The following is a 17,019-nucleotide window of genomic DNA, read 5'->3' on the forward strand; positions in this document are numbered from 1 at the left end:
ACATGAACGCACCCGTTCTCCAGACCCCCTACGACGTCGAGGCGATCCGGGCGCAATTCCCGATCCTGTCGCAGCAGGTCTACGGCAAACCGCTCGTCTACCTCGACAATGCCGCCTCGGCGCAGAAGCCGCGGGCGGTGATCGACGCCATGTCGGGGGCGATGGAGACGGCCTACGCCAACGTGCATCGCGGCCTGCACTTCATGGCGAACGCCGCCACGGAGGGGTTCGAGGGCGCCCGCGAGACGACGCGGCAGTTCCTCAACGCCCGTTCCACCGACGAGATCATCTTCACCCGCAACGCCACCGAGGCCTACAATCTCGTGGCGACCTGCATGGGCTGGGCCGGGCTGATCGGCGAGGGTGACGAGATCATCCTGTCGATCATGGAGCACCATTCCAACATCGTGCCCTGGCACTTCCTGCGCGAGCGCCGCGGCGCCGTGCTGAAATTCGCCCCCGTCGACGACGAGGGCAATTTCCTGGTCGAGGAGTACGAGAAGCTCTTCACGCCGAAGACCAAGATGGTGGCGATCAGCCACATGTCGAACGTTCTCGGCACCATCACGCCGGCCGAGGAGATCGTCCGCATCGCCCACGCCCACGGCGTGCCGGTGCTGCTCGACGGGGCCCAGAGCGCGGTGCACCAGGCGATCGACGTCCAGGCCCTCGATTGCGACTTCTTCGTCTTCACCGGCCATAAGGTCTACGGCCCGACCGGCATCGGCGTGCTCTACGGCAAGAAGGAGTGGCTGGAGCGCCTGCCGCCCTACCAGGGCGGCGGCGAGATGATCGAGATCGTCGAGGAGGAGCGCATCACCTACAACGCGCCCCCGCACCGCTTCGAGGCCGGCACCCCGGCGATCATCGAGGCGATCGGGCTCGGCGCCGCCCTCGAATTCATGATGTCGCTCGGCCGCGAGCGCATCGCCGCCCACGAGGCGCATCTCCTCGCCTACGCACAGGAGCGGCTGCGGGGCATGAACAGCCTCAGGATCATCGGCACCGCGAAGGCCAAGGGCGCGGTGATCTCCTTCGAGATGAAGGGCGCGCATGCCCACGACGTCGCGACCGTCATCGACCGCCAGGGCGTCGCGGTGCGGGCCGGCACCCATTGCGCCATGCCGCTCTTGAAGCGCTTCGGCACCACGTCGACCTGTCGCGCCTCGTTCGGCCTGTATAATACGACGGCGGAGATCGACGCTCTCGTCTCGGCCCTGACCCGGGCCGAGCGGATGTTCGCGTGAGGACCCCATGACCGACACCCCAGCCGCGGGCGGCGCGAATACGCCGCAGCTGAACGCCCAAGTGAATGCCCCGGCGATCCCGCCGGAGGAGATGGACCGGCTGACCGACGGCATCGTGGCGGCGCTCAAATCCGTCTACGACCCGGAGATCCCGGCCGACATCTACGAGCTTGGCCTGATCTACCGTGTCGACATTGCCGACGACCGCAACGTCGCCATCGACATGACCCTGACGGCGCCGGGCTGCCCGGTGGCCGGCGAGATGCCGGGCTGGGTCGAGAACGCCGTCTCGGCGGTGCCGGGCGTCGCCGGGTGCAGCGTCACCATGGTGTTCGACCCGCCGTGGGACCAGAGCCGGATGTCCGACGAGGCCCGCATCGCGCTCGACATGTGGTGAGGGCGGTCAGCGCATCGCGTCTGTGATGCGGGCTGCGAAGGTGAGATCGTCGTAGATGTCGGCGAGGGCGAGGCTCGCGCCGATCTCCGGCAGGTCGATCACTGCCTCCAGTCCCTCGAACAGCTCCGGTCGCCAGCCTTCGGCCTCGCGGTGGTAGAGCAGGGCGACCGGTGCGACGGTTTCGCGGACCAGGATGCAACGAAGCGTCGGATGGCGCTTGTGCTCCTCAAGCTTCACGGTCCGATCGACGGTGGTGGTCGAAGGGGAGGCGATCTCGACGACGAGACGCGTCTCGCGGGCCTCGTGCGTGTCGTAGACCATCTCGCCGCACGCGACCGTGACGTCGGGCCGCCGGATCGTGGTGATGCTGGTCCGCAGCGAGACGTCATCGGTCGTCGGCCGGCAGCGTGAGCCGCGGAGCTGGTTGCCTAGGCTGATGATGACGTTCACTGTCACACGGCCGTGCTGGATGCTGGCCCCAGTCATCATCCGGCGCTTCGGCACGGGAACGCCGCCGACGAGTTCGAACGGCTCGTCCTGCCCCTGCCAGACAAAGAATTCTTCCGGCGTCATCCGCCGCCGGCGCCGCGTCCGCCATCGCCGCCTCCGTCACGTCCCATCCTAGCACACCGCGCGGTGGACCCCGGCGACCGGGATGCTTATCTTGTGGCTGTAACGTCACGCCTCAACCGCCCGGGCCTTGAACCCGGCCGTCGGAGAGAGTTTTCACAATGGCACCGAGCTTCAAGGTGATGTCGCTGACCGAAGCCGCCGCCGAGCGGATCAAGGGCATCATGGCCGACGCCGAGCGCCCCATCGCGGGCCTGCGCGTCGGCGTCAAGAACGGCGGCTGCGCCGGGATGAGCTACACGATGGAATATGCCGAGGAGCGAAAAGCCGGCGAGGACGTCGTCGAGGACAAGGGCGTGCGCGTCTTCATCGACCCGAAGGCGGTGCTGTTCCTGCTCGGCACCGAGATGGATTTCCAGACCACGAAGCTGGCGTCGCAGTTCGTGTTCAACAATCCCAATCAGACCTCGGCCTGCGGCTGCGGCGAGTCGGTCGCGATCACGCCCGCCGACCCGAAGGCACTGACCGCCGCCCACGCCTGACCCGCGTCATCCGATCCCCGACGGCGCTTCCGGGCGCCGCTCGCGGGGGGAGGGCCGAGCCGGCGATCAGGCGACGTCGTCCATGGTCTCGGCCGGCGCGGCGTCGTCGATCACCTGGTTGCGGCCCGCCCGCTTGGCGGTGAACATGCAATGGTCGGCGCGCTCGAGCAGTGACACCGCCGTGTCGCCGCGCCGGTAGGCCGCGACGCCGACCGAGATGGTGATCCGCCCGAGGCTCTCGCCGGTGGAGCGCTTGACCAGCTCGCGGCCCATCACGCTGGTGCGGACCTTCTCGGCCACCTCCCGCGCCTCGTCCCGGTCGCTGCCCGGCAGGATGATGCCGAATTCCTCGCCGCCGAACCGCGCGATGGTGGTACGGGGCTCCGCGGATTCGCGCATGGTCATCGCCACCAGCCGCAGCACCTGGTCGCCGGTGAGATGGCCGTAGAGGTCGTTGAAGCGCTTGAAGTGGTCGATGTCGAGCACGACGAGGCAGACCGGCTGGCCCTGGACCGCGGCATGGTCGACGGCCTTGTGCAGCATCTCCTCGAAATGCTTGCGGTTGCCGATGCCGGTGAGGGGATCGGTCAGCGATTCGACGCGCACCGCCTCCAGGGTCTCACGCAGGGTCTCGATCTCGTTGCGGCTCTCGCGCATCCGCGCCTCGAGGGTGCGGTTATTGGCGGCCACGTCCCGGGTGGTGACGACGAGCGACGAGACGATCTCCCGCACCCGGGCGCGGTTCACCGCCGGCGCGGCAAGGTCCTGGCTGAAGGCTTGCAGCGAGGCGCCGTAACGCGCCGTCGAGCCGAGCGCCGCGTCCAGCATCTCCATGATCTGCTCGATCTCGGCCAGCACCCCGGTGCTGGCCCGTTCGGTCTCGGTCGAGAGCTTGCGGCCGTCGAGGTAGGTCTCGAAGAGCTGGTCGACATGGGCGTCGGCCAGGATGCCGTGCTCGGCGGTGATCCGCTTGACGGCCTCGATAAGCTGCCCGTTCAGGCCGGCCACATACGTGTACCAGACCGTGTAGCTGCGCGGCGTCGCCGAGGACCGATACGCCTTCATCAGCTCCAAGGCACGCTGACCGAACAAGAAGCTCCGATCAAGCTCGGCGCTGCTCAGGTCAGGCATCGAACGTCTCCGCGCTGGGCGTCGGCTTCGTGCCGGTGCGCCTCTTCCCGACCTGTACAGCCGGTCCGTGGAGAAGCAGTTAAAGCGCGAAGGAATTTACGCCCGGCACGCGAGAAAACTGCGGTCTACTCGCCCTCTGTCCGCTTCTTCAGGACAACTGGCCGGAGCAGGAAGGCCGGGATGTGAGCGCCCATGCCGATCTCGGCCTCCGGCATCGCGTCGTCGTCCCGGTGACGGCCGCGGTCGTTGCGCCGGCCGGCGGAGCGCTCGTCGGCGCGATGGCGGTCCTCCGGAACGCGGCGCTCGTTCGGAACCCGCCGCTCGGCCGCCGGCCGCGGTGCCTCGCCGTTGCGGCGCGGGGCCGGAGCCGGCGCCGGCGCCTCCACCTCCTCAGGACGGTTGCCGCGGGCGCGCCGCCGGCGGGTCTCGTCCCGGCGTCCCTCGTCGCCCCGGCGGGCTTCGTCGCGACGGCCCTCGCTGCGGCCCTCGTCGCGGCGGCTGCGGCCGCCCCGGCCACGCCGCTCGCCCGGCTCGGAGGCCTCGTCCTCGGGCAGGCTGGCGAGGTCACCCTCTGCCCAGGCGATCGGCTGGCCGATCAGCGCCTCGATCGCCGCGAGCGACTTCTCGTCGCCGCGGCCGACCAGGGTGAAGGCGGCGCCGGGGCGGCCCGCCCGGCCGGTGCGGCCGATCCGGTGGACGTAGTCCTCGGCGTGATGCGGCACGTCGAAATTGAAAACGTGGCTCACCGCCGGGATGTCGAGGCCGCGGGCCGCCACGTCACTGGCGACGAGCAGCGGCACCTCGCCGGAGCGGAACGCGTCGAGCGCCGCCATGCGGGCCCGCTGGTCCATGTCGCCGTGCAGGGCCGCGACGTTGAAGCCGTGGTTCGCCAGCGACTTCTGCAGCTGCGCGACGTCGCGCTTGCGGTTGCAGAAGACGATGCCGTTGTTCAGATCTTCCGCCGTGCGGATCAGCTTGCGCAGCGTCTTGCGCTTCTGGTGCCCCTCGGCGCCCGTCGCGACAAGCCGCTGGGTGATGGTGGCGGCGGTGGAGGCGGGGCGCGCCACCTCGATGCGGACCGGATTGTGCAGGAAGTCGTCGGCGAGGCGCTGGATCTCCGGCGGCATCGTCGCGGAGAAGAACAGGGTCTGGCGCGTGAACGGCACCATCTTCACGATCCGCTCGATGTCGGGGATGAACCCCATGTCGAGCATCCGGTCGGCCTCGTCGATGACGAGCAGCTCGACACCGGTGAGCAGCAGCTTGCCGCGCTCGAAATGGTCGAGCAGCCGCCCGGGCGTCGCGATCAGCACGTCGACGCCGCGGGTGATCTTCAGGTCCTGGTCGGCGAACGAGACGCCGCCGATCAGCAGCGCGACGTTGAGCTTGTGGTTCGTGCCGTAGCGCTCGAAATTCTCCACGACCTGCGCGGCGAGCTCGCGCGTCGGCTCAAGGATGAGCGTGCGCGGCATCCGGGCCCGGGCCCGCCCCTGCTCCAGCAGGGTGAGCATCGGCAGCGTGAACGCCGCCGTCTTGCCGGTGCCGGTCTGGGCGACGCCCAGGACGTCGCGCCGCGCGAGGACATGCGGAATGGCTTGGGCTTGGATCGGGGTCGGCGTGGTGTAGCCCGCGGCCTCGACGGCCTGCTGGACCTTCTCGCTTAAACCCAGTTCGGCGAATGACATTCTGAAGAGAACCGTTGCGCGCGGGCGGATCAGGCCGGCGCGTAAGACACCGTCGCGGCAACGGCCGGGAGGCAAAGTCGTTTCGCAGCCTGTTCGCGCCGGCTGCGCCGGGGCGGGACGTTCACGCCATTGCTCCGTCGCGTCGGGCACGCGACCGCCCGCAGGACACGCCCGATGCGAGCCCTTTTGTCAAGTGCTGACCGGGATTTGTTCGGTGAACAGAAGCGCGCCGCCGGCCCTGCGCGCCGCCCGCCGTCACGGGCGCGACGGCACACCGCAAGGATCGAGCCGCGTCCGCGCCGCAGGCCCGGCGATCGATCCGGTGGTCTCGGGCTCGACGACGCCGCGCAGGGTCGCGACCGCCTCCCGGCCGGGTCCGGGGGCCATGCGCGCCGCCAGGAAGTGAGTGGCCGCCAGCGAGGCGGCGACGGCGAGCAAGGCGATCCTCCAGGTGCGCCGGAGCAGGGAAGGCGGCGCGCTCTGGTGCCCGGAAGCGTCCATGTCGGTTCCTCAGCGGAAGTGCTCGATCATACGATGGTGCCTCATGGTTAACGCTAAGTGACCGCGCTCATTCGATTTTTTGGATCAGCAGTCGCCGCCGATTCACGTTTCGTTGACGGGTGGCCGGGTAAACCCTGGCCTCGTTGCAGGAATGCGACAGACCGGGTGACCGACCGGGGATAGAAGCGCGCCGGCTCTCGCCAATCAGGACCAGTCAGAGAATGAAGAAGATCCTCCTCGCCTCCGTGGCCCTCGTCGGCCTGTCCGCGGCTGCCTCGGCTGCCGACCTGCCGCGCCGCGCGGCTCCCCCGCCGGTCTTCACGCCGGTGCCGGTCTTCACTTGGACGGGCTTCTACGCCGGTTTCAACGCCGGTTACGGCTTCGGCACTGACGACCGCCGCGCTGGTCCCGTCGTCGGGATCGACAACCGCACCGGCCTGATCGGCGCTGGTCCGGGCGGCGTCCCGGGCACCGCGGTCATCGCCTTCGGCGGCCGCAACAGCACCGACGGCTTCGTCGGCGGTGGCCAGATCGGCTACAACTACCAGTTCACCCCGGGCTCGGGCGTGGTCGTCGGCATCGAGGCCGACGCCCAGTACGTCGATTTCGGTCGTGACCGGAACCGCTTCGTCTCGACCTCGCCGCTCGCCGCGCAGCAGGTGTTCAACCCGAACGGCCTGTCGGGCCTCGACTACTTCGGCACCGTGCGCGGCCGTCTCGGCTACGCCTGGGACCGCACCCTCGTCTACGCCACCGGCGGCTTCGCCTACGGCTCGGGCGGCGGTCGCGACTTCGGCCTGCCGAACAGCTCGCGCGACGAGTTCCAGACCGGCTGGGTCGTCGGCGGCGGCGTCGAGTACGCTCTGCCCACCGACTCGTTCCTGAACTTCTTCCGCTCGTCGGCCGTGACCCTGAAGGTCGAAGGCCTGTACGTGAACCTGGATCAGGGCAACCGCAACAACGGCGCCTTCGCGGTGAACAACGCCGGCACGGTGATCACCACCTCGTCGCCGGGCGTGGTCGTCGTCAACCCGGGCCAGACCCGTCGCGACACCGAGTTCGCGGTCGTCCGCGCCGGCCTGAACTACAAGTTCAACGGCTTCTAGTCGTCGCACTCCGTCGCCCGACGGAGCGGAGCCCGGCCTCACGGCCGGGCTTTTCGCGTTCCAGAAGCGCTCCCTATCGCGGGAAGCTCCGTCTCGGACGCGCCGACCTGCAACGACGAAAGCCCGGCCGCTGGTGCGGACGGGCTTTCGTCACGTCGTGCTCGCTGCGGGAACGGCCGCGCCGTCCCCGGCGGATCTCATACCCTCGCGCCTTGGCATCGACACGTCGATGCCAAGGCGTCCGGCGCATCGGCGCCGACGCCCGTTCGGGCTTAGCCAGCGCCTTCGAACGGGTCCGTTCGAAGGCGCTGCGGTATCAGATGTCGAGCTCGATCTCGTCGGCGAAGACCGCGCGCTCGGAGATGAAGGCGAAGCGGGCCTCGGGCTTGTTGCCCATCAGCCGCTCGACCGTGTCGCCGGTGGCATCGCGTGCCTCCTCCACCACCTCGACCCGCAGGAGCGTGCGCTTCTTGGGGTCCATCGTCGTCTCCTTGAGCTGGCCGGGCATCATCTCGCCGAGGCCCTTGAAGCGCCCGATCTCGACCTTGCCCGACTTGAAGGTGGTCTTGAGCAGCTGCTCCTTGTGGCGATCGTCGCGCGCATAGGCGCTCTTGGCGCCTTGCGTCAGCCGGTAGAGGGGCGGCACCGCCAGGTAGAGGTGGCCGCCCTCGATCAGCTTCGGCATCTGCCGGTAGAAGAAGGTGATCAGGAGCGAGGCGATATGGGCGCCGTCGACGTCGGCGTCCGTCATGATGATGACCTTCTCGTAGCGAAGGTCGTCGTGCCGGTACTGGTTGCCGATGCCGCAGCCTAGCGCCTGGATCAGGTCGGAGAGGAGCTGGTTCGCCCCGAGCTTGTCCCGGCTCGCCGAGGCGACGTTGAGGATCTTGCCGCGCAGGGGCAGGATCGCCTGGGTGGCGCGGTCTCTCGCCTGTTTGGCCGAGCCGCCGGCCGAATCGCCCTCGACGATGAAGATCTCGGAGCCCGCGGCCCCGGCCTTCGAGCAATCGGCGAGCTTGCCCGGCAGGCGCAGCTTGCGGGTCGCGGTCTTGCGGGCGACCTCCTTCTCCTGGCGCCGGCGCAGGCGCTCCTCGGCCCGGTCGATCACCCAGTCGAGGAGCTTGTTGGCCTGGGTCGGCGAGGCGGCGAGCCAGTGGTCGAAGGCGTCGCGGATTGCCGCCTCGACGATGCGGGAGGCCTCCAGCGTCGCGAGCTTGTCCTTGGTCTGGCCCTGGAACTCGGGCTCGCGGATGAAGACCGACAGCATCGCCGCGCAGGTCGCCATCACGTCCTCGGCGGTGACCGAGGCCATCCGCTTGACCTGGCCGACCCGCTCGGCGTGGTCGCGCAACCCCCGCAGCAGGGCCACCCGCATCCCGCTCTCGTGGGTGCCGCCCTCCGGCGTCGGGATCGTGTTGCAGTAGGACGACGAGAAGCCGTCGTCGTTGGACAGCCACGCCACCGCCCATTCGAGGGAGCCGTGGCTGCCGGGCTTGGTGACCTTGCCGGCGAAGACGTTGTCGGCGACCAGCTCCTTGCCGTCGATCTCGCGGGCGAGATAGTCCTTCAGGCCGGCCGGGAAGCGGTGCACGGCCTCGGCCGGCACGTTGTCGATGCCGTCCAGCAGGGCAGGGGCGCAGCGCCAGCGGATCTCGACGCCGCCGAACAGGTAGGCCTTCGAGCGCGCCATCTTGAACAGGCGGCGCGGATCGAACTTGTGCTCGCCGAAGATCTCCGCGTCCGGATGGAAGCGCACCTTGGTGCCGCGCCGGTTCTGCACCCGCCCGACCGTCTCGATCGGCCCCTGCGCGTGGCCGCGGGAGAAGGTCTGCCGGTAGAGGGTCTGGTTGCGGGCGACCTCGACCTCGAGCACGTCCGAGAGGGCGTTCACCACCGAGATGCCGACGCCGTGCAGGCCGCCGGAGGTCTCGTAGACCTTCGAGTCGAACTTGCCGCCGGCATGCAGCGTGGTCATGATGACCTCGAGCGCCGACTTGCCGGGGAATTTCGGGTGCGGGTCGATCGGGATGCCGCGACCATTGTCGGTCACCGCGAGGCAGCCGCCCTCCTCCAGCTCCACCTCGATGAAGCTGGCATGTCCCGCCACCGCCTCGTCCATGGAATTGTCGATCACCTCGGCGAAGAGGTGGTGCAACGCCTTCTCGTCGGTGCCGCCGATATACATGCCGGGCCGGCGCCGCACCGGCTCCAGCCCCTCCAGCACCTCGATCGCCGAGGCGTCGTAGCCGGCCTCCGCCGCTTCCGCGGACGCGGGCACGGCGACGGGCTTCAGCCGCTTCGGCTCGGCCGACGGCTTGGCCGGCGGCTTGGCGCCGGGCGACGGGGTCCCGGGGGTCTTGCCCCCCGGACCGAACAGGTCTCGTGCGGCCTCGCTCACGCGACGGCCTCGCGGTGGGGGAAGGGCTCTGGCAGCATTCGAGGTCATCCTTTCCCTATACCGGAACAAACGCGGAACAAAAAGAGCCTTTGCGCGGCTTCGGGGTGTGGCGAACGGGCATGGGCGGGCGGCGCGGAATCGCCGCGCAGCAGAACCCGTACCAGAGTCACCGAGACGTAAACAAATTCCCTTAAAGCCTGGTGACGCGCGCGCTACCCCCCGGAACCTCGACTGTGACCGCCCGTTGTCCGGATGGCCGCTCCCGACGCCGGACGGGAGGACCGTGCCGCAGGAGCGTTCCGACGATGAAAGCCGTCACCCGCCACGCCCGCCATCTCTCCCTCGCCCGCGCCGAGCAGGCGGCCGGCCAGGCCTTCGGCTTCGCCGAGGAGGGCGTCGCCGCAGCCGCCCTCGGGTTCGGGCGCGTCACGATGACGGCGACCGGCGCAGCCGTCGCGGCGGCCTTCGCCGCGACCCTCGCCTGGGCGTTCTGAAGACCCCGCGCGCGGCCATCCCCAGCGACCGCCGGATCCGGCCATTGCCGCGGGCGAGGGCCGCCTTAGCTCCCGCTTCGCAGCGCGGCTTTCGCAGCGCGGAACTGGCTCGCGGAACCGGCCCGAATCCACCGAATTTCCTGAGCGGCGCCCCACGCCGTTCGCACACTCTTGCTTTCAAAGGATGGTGGCCCGATGCGGCGCGCCCACAGCATGCCATTCGGTGCGCAGATCGGACCGGAGGGCGTGCGCTTCGCCCTCTGGGCACCGACCGCGACGAACGTCGCCCTGGTGCTCGACGGGGAGGAGCATCCGCTCGACGACCAGGGCGAAGGCTGGCGCCGCCTGACGGTGCCGGGCGTGCGCGCCGGCGCCCGCTACGGCTACCGGATCGACGGCGACCTCGTGGTGCCCGATCCGGCCTCGCGCTTCCAGCCGGAGGACGTCTCGTCCTTGAGCGAGGTGGTCGACCCCGCTTCCTTCGCGTGGACCGACGGCGCCTGGGCCGGGCGCCCGTTCGAGGAGACGGTGATCTACGAGTGCCATGTCGGCACCGCGACGCCGGAGGGGACCTACGCGGCGCTGACCGACAAGCTCGACTCCTTGCGCGACCTCGGCGTCACGGCGCTCGAACTGCTCCCGCTCGCCGACTTCAAGGGCAGCCGCAACTGGGGCTATGACGGCGTGCTGCCCTACGCGCCGGATTCCGCTTACGGCACGCCCGACGACCTGCGCCGCCTCGTCGACCGGGCCCATTCCCTTGGCCTGATGGTCTTCCTCGACGTCGTTTACAACCATTTCGGCCCCGCCGGTAACTATCTCCACGCCTACGCCAAGTCGTTCTTCACCGAGCGCCATCAGACGCCATGGGGCGCGGGCATCAACTTCGACGGCAAGACCAGCGGCGAGGTGGTGCGGGACTACTTCGTCCATAATTCGCTGTACTGGATCGAGGAGTTCCACATCGACGGCCTGCGCTTCGACGCCGTCCACGCGATCCTGGACGATTCCGAAAAACACTTCCTCGGCGAGCTGGCCGAGCGGATCCGCAGCGCCGTTCCCGAGCGGCCGATCCACCTGATGCTGGAGAACGAGGCCAACCAGGCCTCGTGGCTGGAGCGGGACGGAACGGGCCAGCCGCGCTTCCACAGCGCGCAGTGGGCCGACGACACCCATCACGGCTGGCACATCCTGCTGACGGGCGAGGATTCCGGCTACTACGAGAGTTTTTCCGACAAGCCGGCCGCCCATCTCGCCCGCAGCCTCGCGGAGGGCTTCGCCTACCAGGGCGAGCCGTTCAGGACGCTCGATAATCACCCCCGCGGCGAGCCTTCGGGGCACCTGCCGCCGTCCGCCTTCGTCACCTTCCTGCAGAACCACGACCAGGTCGGCAACCGGGCGCTCGGCGAGCGCCTGAGCCACCTTGCCGATGCCGACAGGCTGGCGCTCGCCCGGGCCGGTCTGCTCTTGAGCCCGCAGATCCCGATGCTGTGGATGGGCGAGGAATGGTCGGCCTCGACGCCGTTCCTGTTCTTCGTCGACTTCGCCCCCGACGAGGAGCTGAACAAGGCGGTGCGGGACGGCCGCCGGCGCGAGTTCAAGAGCTTCGCGGCCTTCGCCGACGAGGAGAAGGCGAAGACGATCCCCGATCCGACGGCGGAAGCGACGTTCCGGCGCTCGAAGCTCGACTGGGCGGAGCGCGACCGCTCACCGCATCGCGAGATCCTGTCCGATACGACGGCGCTCCTGGCCCTGCGCCAGCGCGAGGTGGTGCCGCTGACCAAGACCGCCTGGCAGGGCGGTGCTTTCGCGCTGCCCCGGCCCGACGTGATCGACGTAACCTGGTCCTTCGCCGGCGGGACGCTGCGCTTCGTCGGGGTGTTCGGCGGTGAGCCGTACGAGCCGGGGCCGCTGCCCGGCCGCGTCATCTGGCGCTCGCCGTCCGTCTCGCAGGACGAGGACGGCGCCCTGGTCCTGCCCGCCTGGTCGGGCGTGTTCGTGAAAGAGGTGCGTTGAGATGGCCGTGACCGAGGATGTCGTCGCGCGGCTCGCCGATGAGGCGGGCATCGCCGCCGACTACACCGACGCCTTCGGCCGGCGCGTCGAGACCCCGCTCGCGGTGCGCCAGGGGCTGCTCGCCGCCCTCGGCCTCCCGGCCGGGACCGACGCGGAGGCGCAGGCGAGCCTGGACCGCATCCGCTCCTTGCGCCACGGCCTGGTGCCCCCCCTGGTGCCGGTCGAGGCGCGGCGCGGCGCACGGGTGCCGGTCCGGCCGGGAGGAGCGTCCGGCACGGTGAGCTGGCGTGTCACCGACGAGCGCGGCACGGCCCGCGACGGGCGCGTGGCCCTGACGGCGGAGACCGACGCGATCGAGCTGCCGCCGCTCACCCCCGGCTACCATCGCCTCACCGTGAGCTTGGGCGACCAGCGCGCCGAGGCGACGGTGATCGCCGCCCCGCAGCGCTGCTGGCGCCCGCGGGCGCTCGGCGACGAGGGCGCCCGGGACTGGGGCTTGGCGGCCCAGCTCTACGGCCTGCGCTCGCAGGACAATCTCGGCATCGGCACCTACGCCGATGCCGGCCGGGCCGCGGCGGATGCCGGGGCGCGGGGCGCGGCCTTCCTGGGGTTGAGCCCGGTCCACGCCCTCTTCTCGACCGACCGGCAGAAGGTCTCGCCCTACTCGCCGTCCTCGCGGCTGTTCCTCGAAACCCTCTATATCGACCCGGCCTCCCTGCCGGGCCTCGCCGGCAGCCGGGCCGAGCGCCTCCTGAAAGACGCCGCGCCCGAGATCGCGCGCCTGCGCGACGCCTCGCTCGTCGACCATGCGGGCGTCTGGCAGGTGTTGAGCCCGGTGCTCGAAGCCCTGTGGCAGGACTCGCCGGCCCGGGCCGGGCGGGACACCGAGTTCCTCACCTTCCGGGCCGCGGGTGGTGAGACCCTGGAGGCCCACGCCACCTTCGAGGCCCTGGCGGAGCATTTTTCCAAGGAAGGCGCCCACTGGCTCGGCGACTGGCCGGAGGCCTACCGCCGCAACGGCACCCCGGAGGTCATGGCCTTCGCGGACGAGCACCAGGAGCGGGTCGCCTATCACGCCTGGCTGCAATTCCTCGCCGACCGGCAGCTCGCCCGTGCGGCAGCGCAGGGCCTCGCCTCGGGCATGCGGCTCGGGCTCTACCGCGACCTCGCGGTCGGGGCGGATCGGGGCGGCTCGGAGATCTGGTCGCATCCGGAGCGCTTCGCCGCCGGGCTGTCGATCGGCGCGCCGCCGGACATCCTGGCCCCGAACGGCCAGGATTGGGGCCTGCCGCCCTTCGATCCCCTGGAGCTGGAGCGCGACGGCCTCGCGGCCTTCCGGGCCCTCGTCCAGGCCAACATGCGCCATGCCGGCGCGATCCGCATCGACCACGCCTTCCAGCTCGCCCGGCTGTTCCTGATCCCGGTCGGAGGAGGGGCGAAGGGCGGCGCCTACGTGGCGATGCCGTTCGAGGCGATGCTGGCGGTCCTGCGCCTCGAGAGCCACCGGGCGAAGTGCCTCGTCATCGCCGAGGACCTCGGCACCGCGCCGGCCGGCTTCTCCGACGCGCTGATGCAGGCCGGGATCCTGAGCTACCGCATCCTGTCCTTCGAGCGGGGCGAGGGCGGCGCGTTCAAGCGCCCGGCCGAGTACCCGCGCGACGCGCTCTGCGCCATCACCACCCACGACCTCCCGACCTTCGTCGGCTGGTGGCGCGGCGTCGACACCGAGCTGCGCCAGTCGCTCGGCCTCTACGACGCCGAGCGGGCCGGGGCCGAGCGCGAGGAGCGGGTGCACGAGCGCCGGCGCCTCGCCGAGGCGCTCAACCAGGAGGGCCTGATCCCGACGAGCGAGGTGCCGGCCGAGCCGCCCTTCGAAGCGGCGGTGCGCTTCCTCGCCCGGGCGCCGTCGGTGCTGACGGCGGTGCAGTACGAGGACATCCTCGGCGAGGTGAGCCAGGCCAACATGCCGGGCGTCACCGAGGGCTACCCGAACTGGCGCCGCAAGCTCGACCGCGACCTCGACGCGATCGCGGCCCCGGGCGGGCCGCTGGCCAAGCTCGCCTCGTCGCTCGCCGCCGAGGAGCGCGGGCCGCGCTCGGGGGCCGCGCGCCTCGCCTCGCCGCCGCCGCGGGCGACCTACCGGCTGCAATTCCACAAGGACTTCACCTTCGACCACGCGGCGAAGATCGTCCCCTATCTGGCCAAGCTCGGCATCAGCCACGTCTACGCCTCGCCGATCCACAAGGCGCGGCCGGGCTCGATGCACGGCTACGACATCGTCGACCACCGCGAGATCAACCCGGAGCTCGGCGGCGAGGAGGCGTTCGTCCGCTTCAGCGACACCCTGAAGGCGCACGGCCTCAAGTTCCTGCTCGACATCGTGCCCAACCACATGGGCGTCGGCGGTGCCGACAACCCGTGGTGGCTCTCGGTGCTCGAATGGGGTGCCCTGTCCTCGGCGGCCGACGCCTTCGACATCGACTGGGGCCGGCTCGGCGCCCGCAACAAGCTCGTCGTGCCGTTCCTCGGCGACCGCTACGGCGAAGCCCTGGAGAAGGGCGACCTCAAGCTCGCCTTCGACCCGGAGGAGGGCGGCTTCAGCGTCTGGCACTTCGAGCACCGCTTCCCCGTCAACCCGCTGAGCTACCCGATCATCCTCGACCGGGCGCTCGCCGCCCTGCCGGTGGTCGGCGACGAGTACTCGGCCGAGGTCCTGTCGATCTCCGAGCGCCTGCGCCGGATGGGCGACGAGACCAGCCCCGAGCGCCAGGCCGCCTTCCCGGAGGAGGCGGAGGGCCTGAAGCGGCGCCTCGCCCATGCCGTCGCGGCCTCGTCCGACCTGAAGGCGGCGGTCGACCGGGCGGTGACCCTCGTCAACGGCTTCAAGGGCCATCCCGACAGCTTCGGGGCGCTGCACCGCATCCTGGAGGCGCAGGCCTACCGGTTGGCCCATTGGCGGGTCGCGGCGAGCGACATCAACTACCGCCGCTTCTTCGACGTGAACTCGCTCGCCGGCCTCAAGGTCGAGGACAGGCGGGTGTTCGAGGGCGCCCACGCGATGCTCTTTCGCCAGATCCGCGAGGGACGGATCGACGGATTGCGCATCGACCACATCGACGGCCTCGCCGATCCGGCCGGCTACGCCCGCGCGCTCCAGGTGGCTCTCGGCCCCGGCTTCTACATCGTGGTGGAAAAAATCCTGGAGCCCGGCGAGAAGCTGCGGCCCTGGCCGATCGCCGGTACCACCGGCTACGACGTGCTCAACCAGATCGACGGGCTGTTCGTCGACCAGGGGAAGCGCGAGGCGGTGGCAGGGCTCTATGCCGGGGCGACCGGCATGGACGAGCCCTATCCGTGGCTCCTGCGCAACGTGAAGGGCGAGATCCTGGAGACCAGCTTCGCCAGCGAGCTGGAAGTCCTGACCTCGGACCTGAAGCAGGTGGCCGACGCCGACCGGCGCACCCGGGACTTCTCGGTCAACGCCCTGCGTCAGGCCCTGTCGGAGATCATCGCCCGCTTCCCGGTCTATCGCAGCTACCTGTCCCAGGATCTGGACGAGAACGAGATCGAGCCGGAAGACCTGAAGCTGATCGGCGACACGGTCCGCAAGGCCAAGCGCCGCTCCAGCCTGCCCGACCGCTCGGTGCACGACTTTGCCGAGCGGGTGTTGCTGGGGCGCCTCGACACCGAGGGGCCGGGCCGTCCCGACCCCGAGGTGGTGCGCCGCTTCCGCCGCCGGTTCCAGCAGCTCACCGGCCCGGTGATGGCCAAGAGCCTGGAGGACACGCTGTTCTACCGCTTCGTCGAGCTTCTGGCGCTCAACGAGGTCGGGGGCGATCCGGGCGAGTACGGGCTGACGGCGGAGCATTTCCACGCGCTCCAGGCCGCCCGTGCCCGGGACTGGCCGAACGCGATGATCACCACGGCCACCCACGACACCAAGCGCGGCGAGGATGCCCGCACCCGGCTGCTGGCGCTCTCCGAGATCCCGCAGGAATGGGCGCAAGCCTGGGACGTGTGGGGCCGGCTGGTGGCGCCCCACCTCTCCGAGGTCGAGGGCGAGGCGGCGCCCGACGCCAACGACCAGTGGATGTTCCTGCAGGCCATCCTCGGCGCCTGGCCGCTGGAGCTGCTGACGGACTCTCCGAATCCGAAGGACGTCGAGGATTTCCGCAAGCGGCTCGGCGCCTATGCCGAGAAGGCGATGCGCGAGGGCAAGCGGCGGTCGAGCTGGGTCAATGTCGACGAGGCCTATGAGGGCGCGGTCTCCAGGCTGTTCGACGCCCTGGTGGCGCCAGGATCGGACTTCCTCAAGGACTTCCGGCCCTTCGCCGAAAGGCTGGCGCGGGTCGGCATGGTGACGGGCCTCGCCCGGTCGGCACTCAAATGCACCCTGCCGGGCCTGCCCGACATCTACCAGGGCACGGAGTTCTGGGACTTCTCGTTCGTCGATCCCGACAACCGCCGCCCGGTCGACTATGCCGAGCGCGAGGCGGCGCTCGGGCAGGACGTGGCGCTCGAAGCCCTGCTTGCCGCCTGGCCGGACGGGCGGATCAAGCAGGCGGTCCTGGCCCGTCTGCTGGCCGACCGCGCCGCTCATCCCGGCTTCTACGCCGAGGCCGACTACGCCCCGGTCGCGGCGGAGGGGCAGGGGGCGGAGCGCGTCGTCGCCTTCCTGCGCCAGGACGCGACCGTGGGCTCCGAAGCCGGCGACCTCCTGGTGGCGGTGCCCCGCCGGGTCGCCGCCGAGGACGCCCTCAACCTCGCGGGCGCCTTCGCCGGAACGAGCCTGCCGGTGCCGGAGGGCAGCGTCTGGCGCGACCTGGTGACGGGCGACGAGGTCCGCGCCGAGGGCGGGCGCCTGAGCGTCGAGCGACTCTTCGCGCGCCTCCCCCTGGCGGTTCTGCGTCTCTCCGCCAGTTGAGACCCCGG

The 17,019-nt window shown here is 70.3% G+C and carries 12 protein-coding genes; 7 read left to right on the forward strand and 5 right to left on the reverse strand.

Annotated features, from left to right (window positions below; genetic code table 11):
• Positions 1 to 2 precede the first annotated feature (2 nt).
• Positions 3 to 1,247, forward strand: coding sequence for a cysteine desulfurase (locus DA075_RS21445; RefSeq protein ID WP_099954948.1), 1,245 nt, complete (start codon positions 3 to 5; stop codon positions 1,245 to 1,247).
• Between the two features lie 7 nt (positions 1,248 to 1,254).
• Positions 1,255 to 1,644: an SUF system Fe-S cluster assembly protein gene (locus tag DA075_RS21450; RefSeq protein ID WP_099954949.1), complete on the forward strand. Its 390-nt coding sequence runs from the start codon at positions 1,255 to 1,257 to the stop codon at positions 1,642 to 1,644.
• A 6-nt stretch (positions 1,645 to 1,650) separates the two neighbouring features.
• On the opposite strand, the gene DA075_RS21455 is transcribed toward DA075_RS21450, so the two are convergent.
• The gene (locus DA075_RS21455) at positions 1,651 to 2,217 is read right to left on the reverse strand and encodes a Uma2 family endonuclease (protein WP_099954950.1); all 567 of its coding nucleotides are present in this window, start codon (positions 2,215 to 2,217) and stop codon (positions 1,651 to 1,653) included.
• Between the two features lie 158 nt (positions 2,218 to 2,375).
• Here DA075_RS21455 and sufA point away from each other — a divergent pair, with 158 nt between their 5' ends.
• Positions 2,376 to 2,756, forward strand: coding sequence for a Fe-S cluster assembly scaffold SufA (sufA, locus tag DA075_RS21460; RefSeq protein ID WP_099954951.1), 381 nt, complete (start codon positions 2,376 to 2,378; stop codon positions 2,754 to 2,756).
• Between the two features lie 66 nt (positions 2,757 to 2,822).
• On the opposite strand, the gene DA075_RS21465 is transcribed toward sufA, so the two are convergent.
• From DA075_RS21465 to DA075_RS21475, 3 genes are all read right to left on the reverse strand, one after another.
• Positions 2,823 to 3,887, reverse strand: coding sequence for a GGDEF domain-containing protein (locus DA075_RS21465; protein ID WP_099954952.1), 1,065 nt, complete (start codon positions 3,885 to 3,887; stop codon positions 2,823 to 2,825).
• Between the two features lie 125 nt (positions 3,888 to 4,012).
• Positions 4,013 to 5,572: a DEAD/DEAH box helicase gene (locus tag DA075_RS21470; protein ID WP_099954953.1), complete on the reverse strand. Its 1,560-nt coding sequence runs from the start codon at positions 5,570 to 5,572 to the stop codon at positions 4,013 to 4,015.
• 255 nt (positions 5,573 to 5,827) lie between these two features.
• Positions 5,828 to 6,073: a hypothetical protein gene (locus DA075_RS21475; RefSeq protein WP_099954954.1), complete on the reverse strand. Its 246-nt coding sequence runs from the start codon at positions 6,071 to 6,073 to the stop codon at positions 5,828 to 5,830.
• 221 nt (positions 6,074 to 6,294) lie between these two features.
• Here DA075_RS21475 and DA075_RS21480 point away from each other — a divergent pair, with 221 nt between their 5' ends.
• Entirely contained in the window at positions 6,295 to 7,179 is an 885-nt protein-coding gene (locus tag DA075_RS21480; protein WP_099954955.1) for an outer membrane protein, read from the forward strand.
• Positions 7,180 to 7,495: 316 nt separating this feature from the next.
• Here DA075_RS21480 and parE read toward each other — a convergent pair whose 3' ends face one another.
• Positions 7,496 to 9,577: a DNA topoisomerase IV subunit B gene (gene parE, locus DA075_RS21485; RefSeq protein ID WP_099954956.1), complete on the reverse strand. Its 2,082-nt coding sequence runs from the start codon at positions 9,575 to 9,577 to the stop codon at positions 7,496 to 7,498.
• Between the two features lie 305 nt (positions 9,578 to 9,882).
• Here parE and DA075_RS21490 point away from each other — a divergent pair, with 305 nt between their 5' ends.
• From DA075_RS21490 to DA075_RS21500, 3 genes are all read left to right on the forward strand, one after another.
• Positions 9,883 to 10,071 carry a hypothetical protein gene (locus DA075_RS21490; protein ID WP_099954957.1) on the forward strand — a complete coding sequence of 63 codons (189 nt, stop codon included), beginning with the start codon at positions 9,883 to 9,885 and terminating at the stop codon, positions 10,069 to 10,071.
• A 195-nt stretch (positions 10,072 to 10,266) separates the two neighbouring features.
• Positions 10,267 to 12,087: a malto-oligosyltrehalose trehalohydrolase gene (gene treZ, locus DA075_RS21495; RefSeq protein ID WP_099954958.1), complete on the forward strand. Its 1,821-nt coding sequence runs from the start codon at positions 10,267 to 10,269 to the stop codon at positions 12,085 to 12,087.
• 1 nt (position 12,088) lies between these two features.
• Entirely contained in the window at positions 12,089 to 17,011 is a 4,923-nt protein-coding gene (locus DA075_RS21500) for a malto-oligosyltrehalose synthase (RefSeq protein ID WP_099954959.1), read from the forward strand.
• Positions 17,012 to 17,019 lie beyond the last annotated feature (8 nt).

This window comes from Methylobacterium currus (assembly GCF_003058325.1).
Classification (GTDB): Bacteria; Pseudomonadota; Alphaproteobacteria; order Rhizobiales; family Beijerinckiaceae; genus Methylobacterium; species Methylobacterium currus.

Coding starts and splice junctions, on each gene's coding strand:
- DA075_RS21480 (WP_099954955.1), top strand. CDS start 6,295: ATGAAGAAGATCCTCCTCGCCTCCGTGGCCCTCGTCGGCCTGTCCGCG.
- sufA (WP_099954951.1), top strand. CDS start 2,376: ATGGCACCGAGCTTCAAGGTGATGTCGCTGACCGAAGCCGCCGCCGAG.
- DA075_RS21455 (WP_099954950.1), bottom strand. CDS start 2,217: ATGACGCCGGAAGAATTCTTTGTCTGGCAGGGGCAGGACGAGCCGTTC.
- DA075_RS21465 (WP_099954952.1), bottom strand. CDS start 3,887: ATGCCTGACCTGAGCAGCGCCGAGCTTGATCGGAGCTTCTTGTTCGGT.
- treZ (WP_099954958.1), top strand. CDS start 10,267: ATGCGGCGCGCCCACAGCATGCCATTCGGTGCGCAGATCGGACCGGAG.
- DA075_RS21445 (WP_099954948.1), top strand. CDS start 3: ATGAACGCACCCGTTCTCCAGACCCCCTACGACGTCGAGGCGATCCGG.
- DA075_RS21490 (WP_099954957.1), top strand. CDS start 9,883: ATGAAAGCCGTCACCCGCCACGCCCGCCATCTCTCCCTCGCCCGCGCC.
- DA075_RS21470 (WP_099954953.1), bottom strand. CDS start 5,572: ATGTCATTCGCCGAACTGGGTTTAAGCGAGAAGGTCCAGCAGGCCGTC.
- DA075_RS21475 (WP_099954954.1), bottom strand. CDS start 6,073: ATGGACGCTTCCGGGCACCAGAGCGCGCCGCCTTCCCTGCTCCGGCGC.
- DA075_RS21500 (WP_099954959.1), top strand. CDS start 12,089: ATGGCCGTGACCGAGGATGTCGTCGCGCGGCTCGCCGATGAGGCGGGC.
- DA075_RS21450 (WP_099954949.1), top strand. CDS start 1,255: ATGACCGACACCCCAGCCGCGGGCGGCGCGAATACGCCGCAGCTGAAC.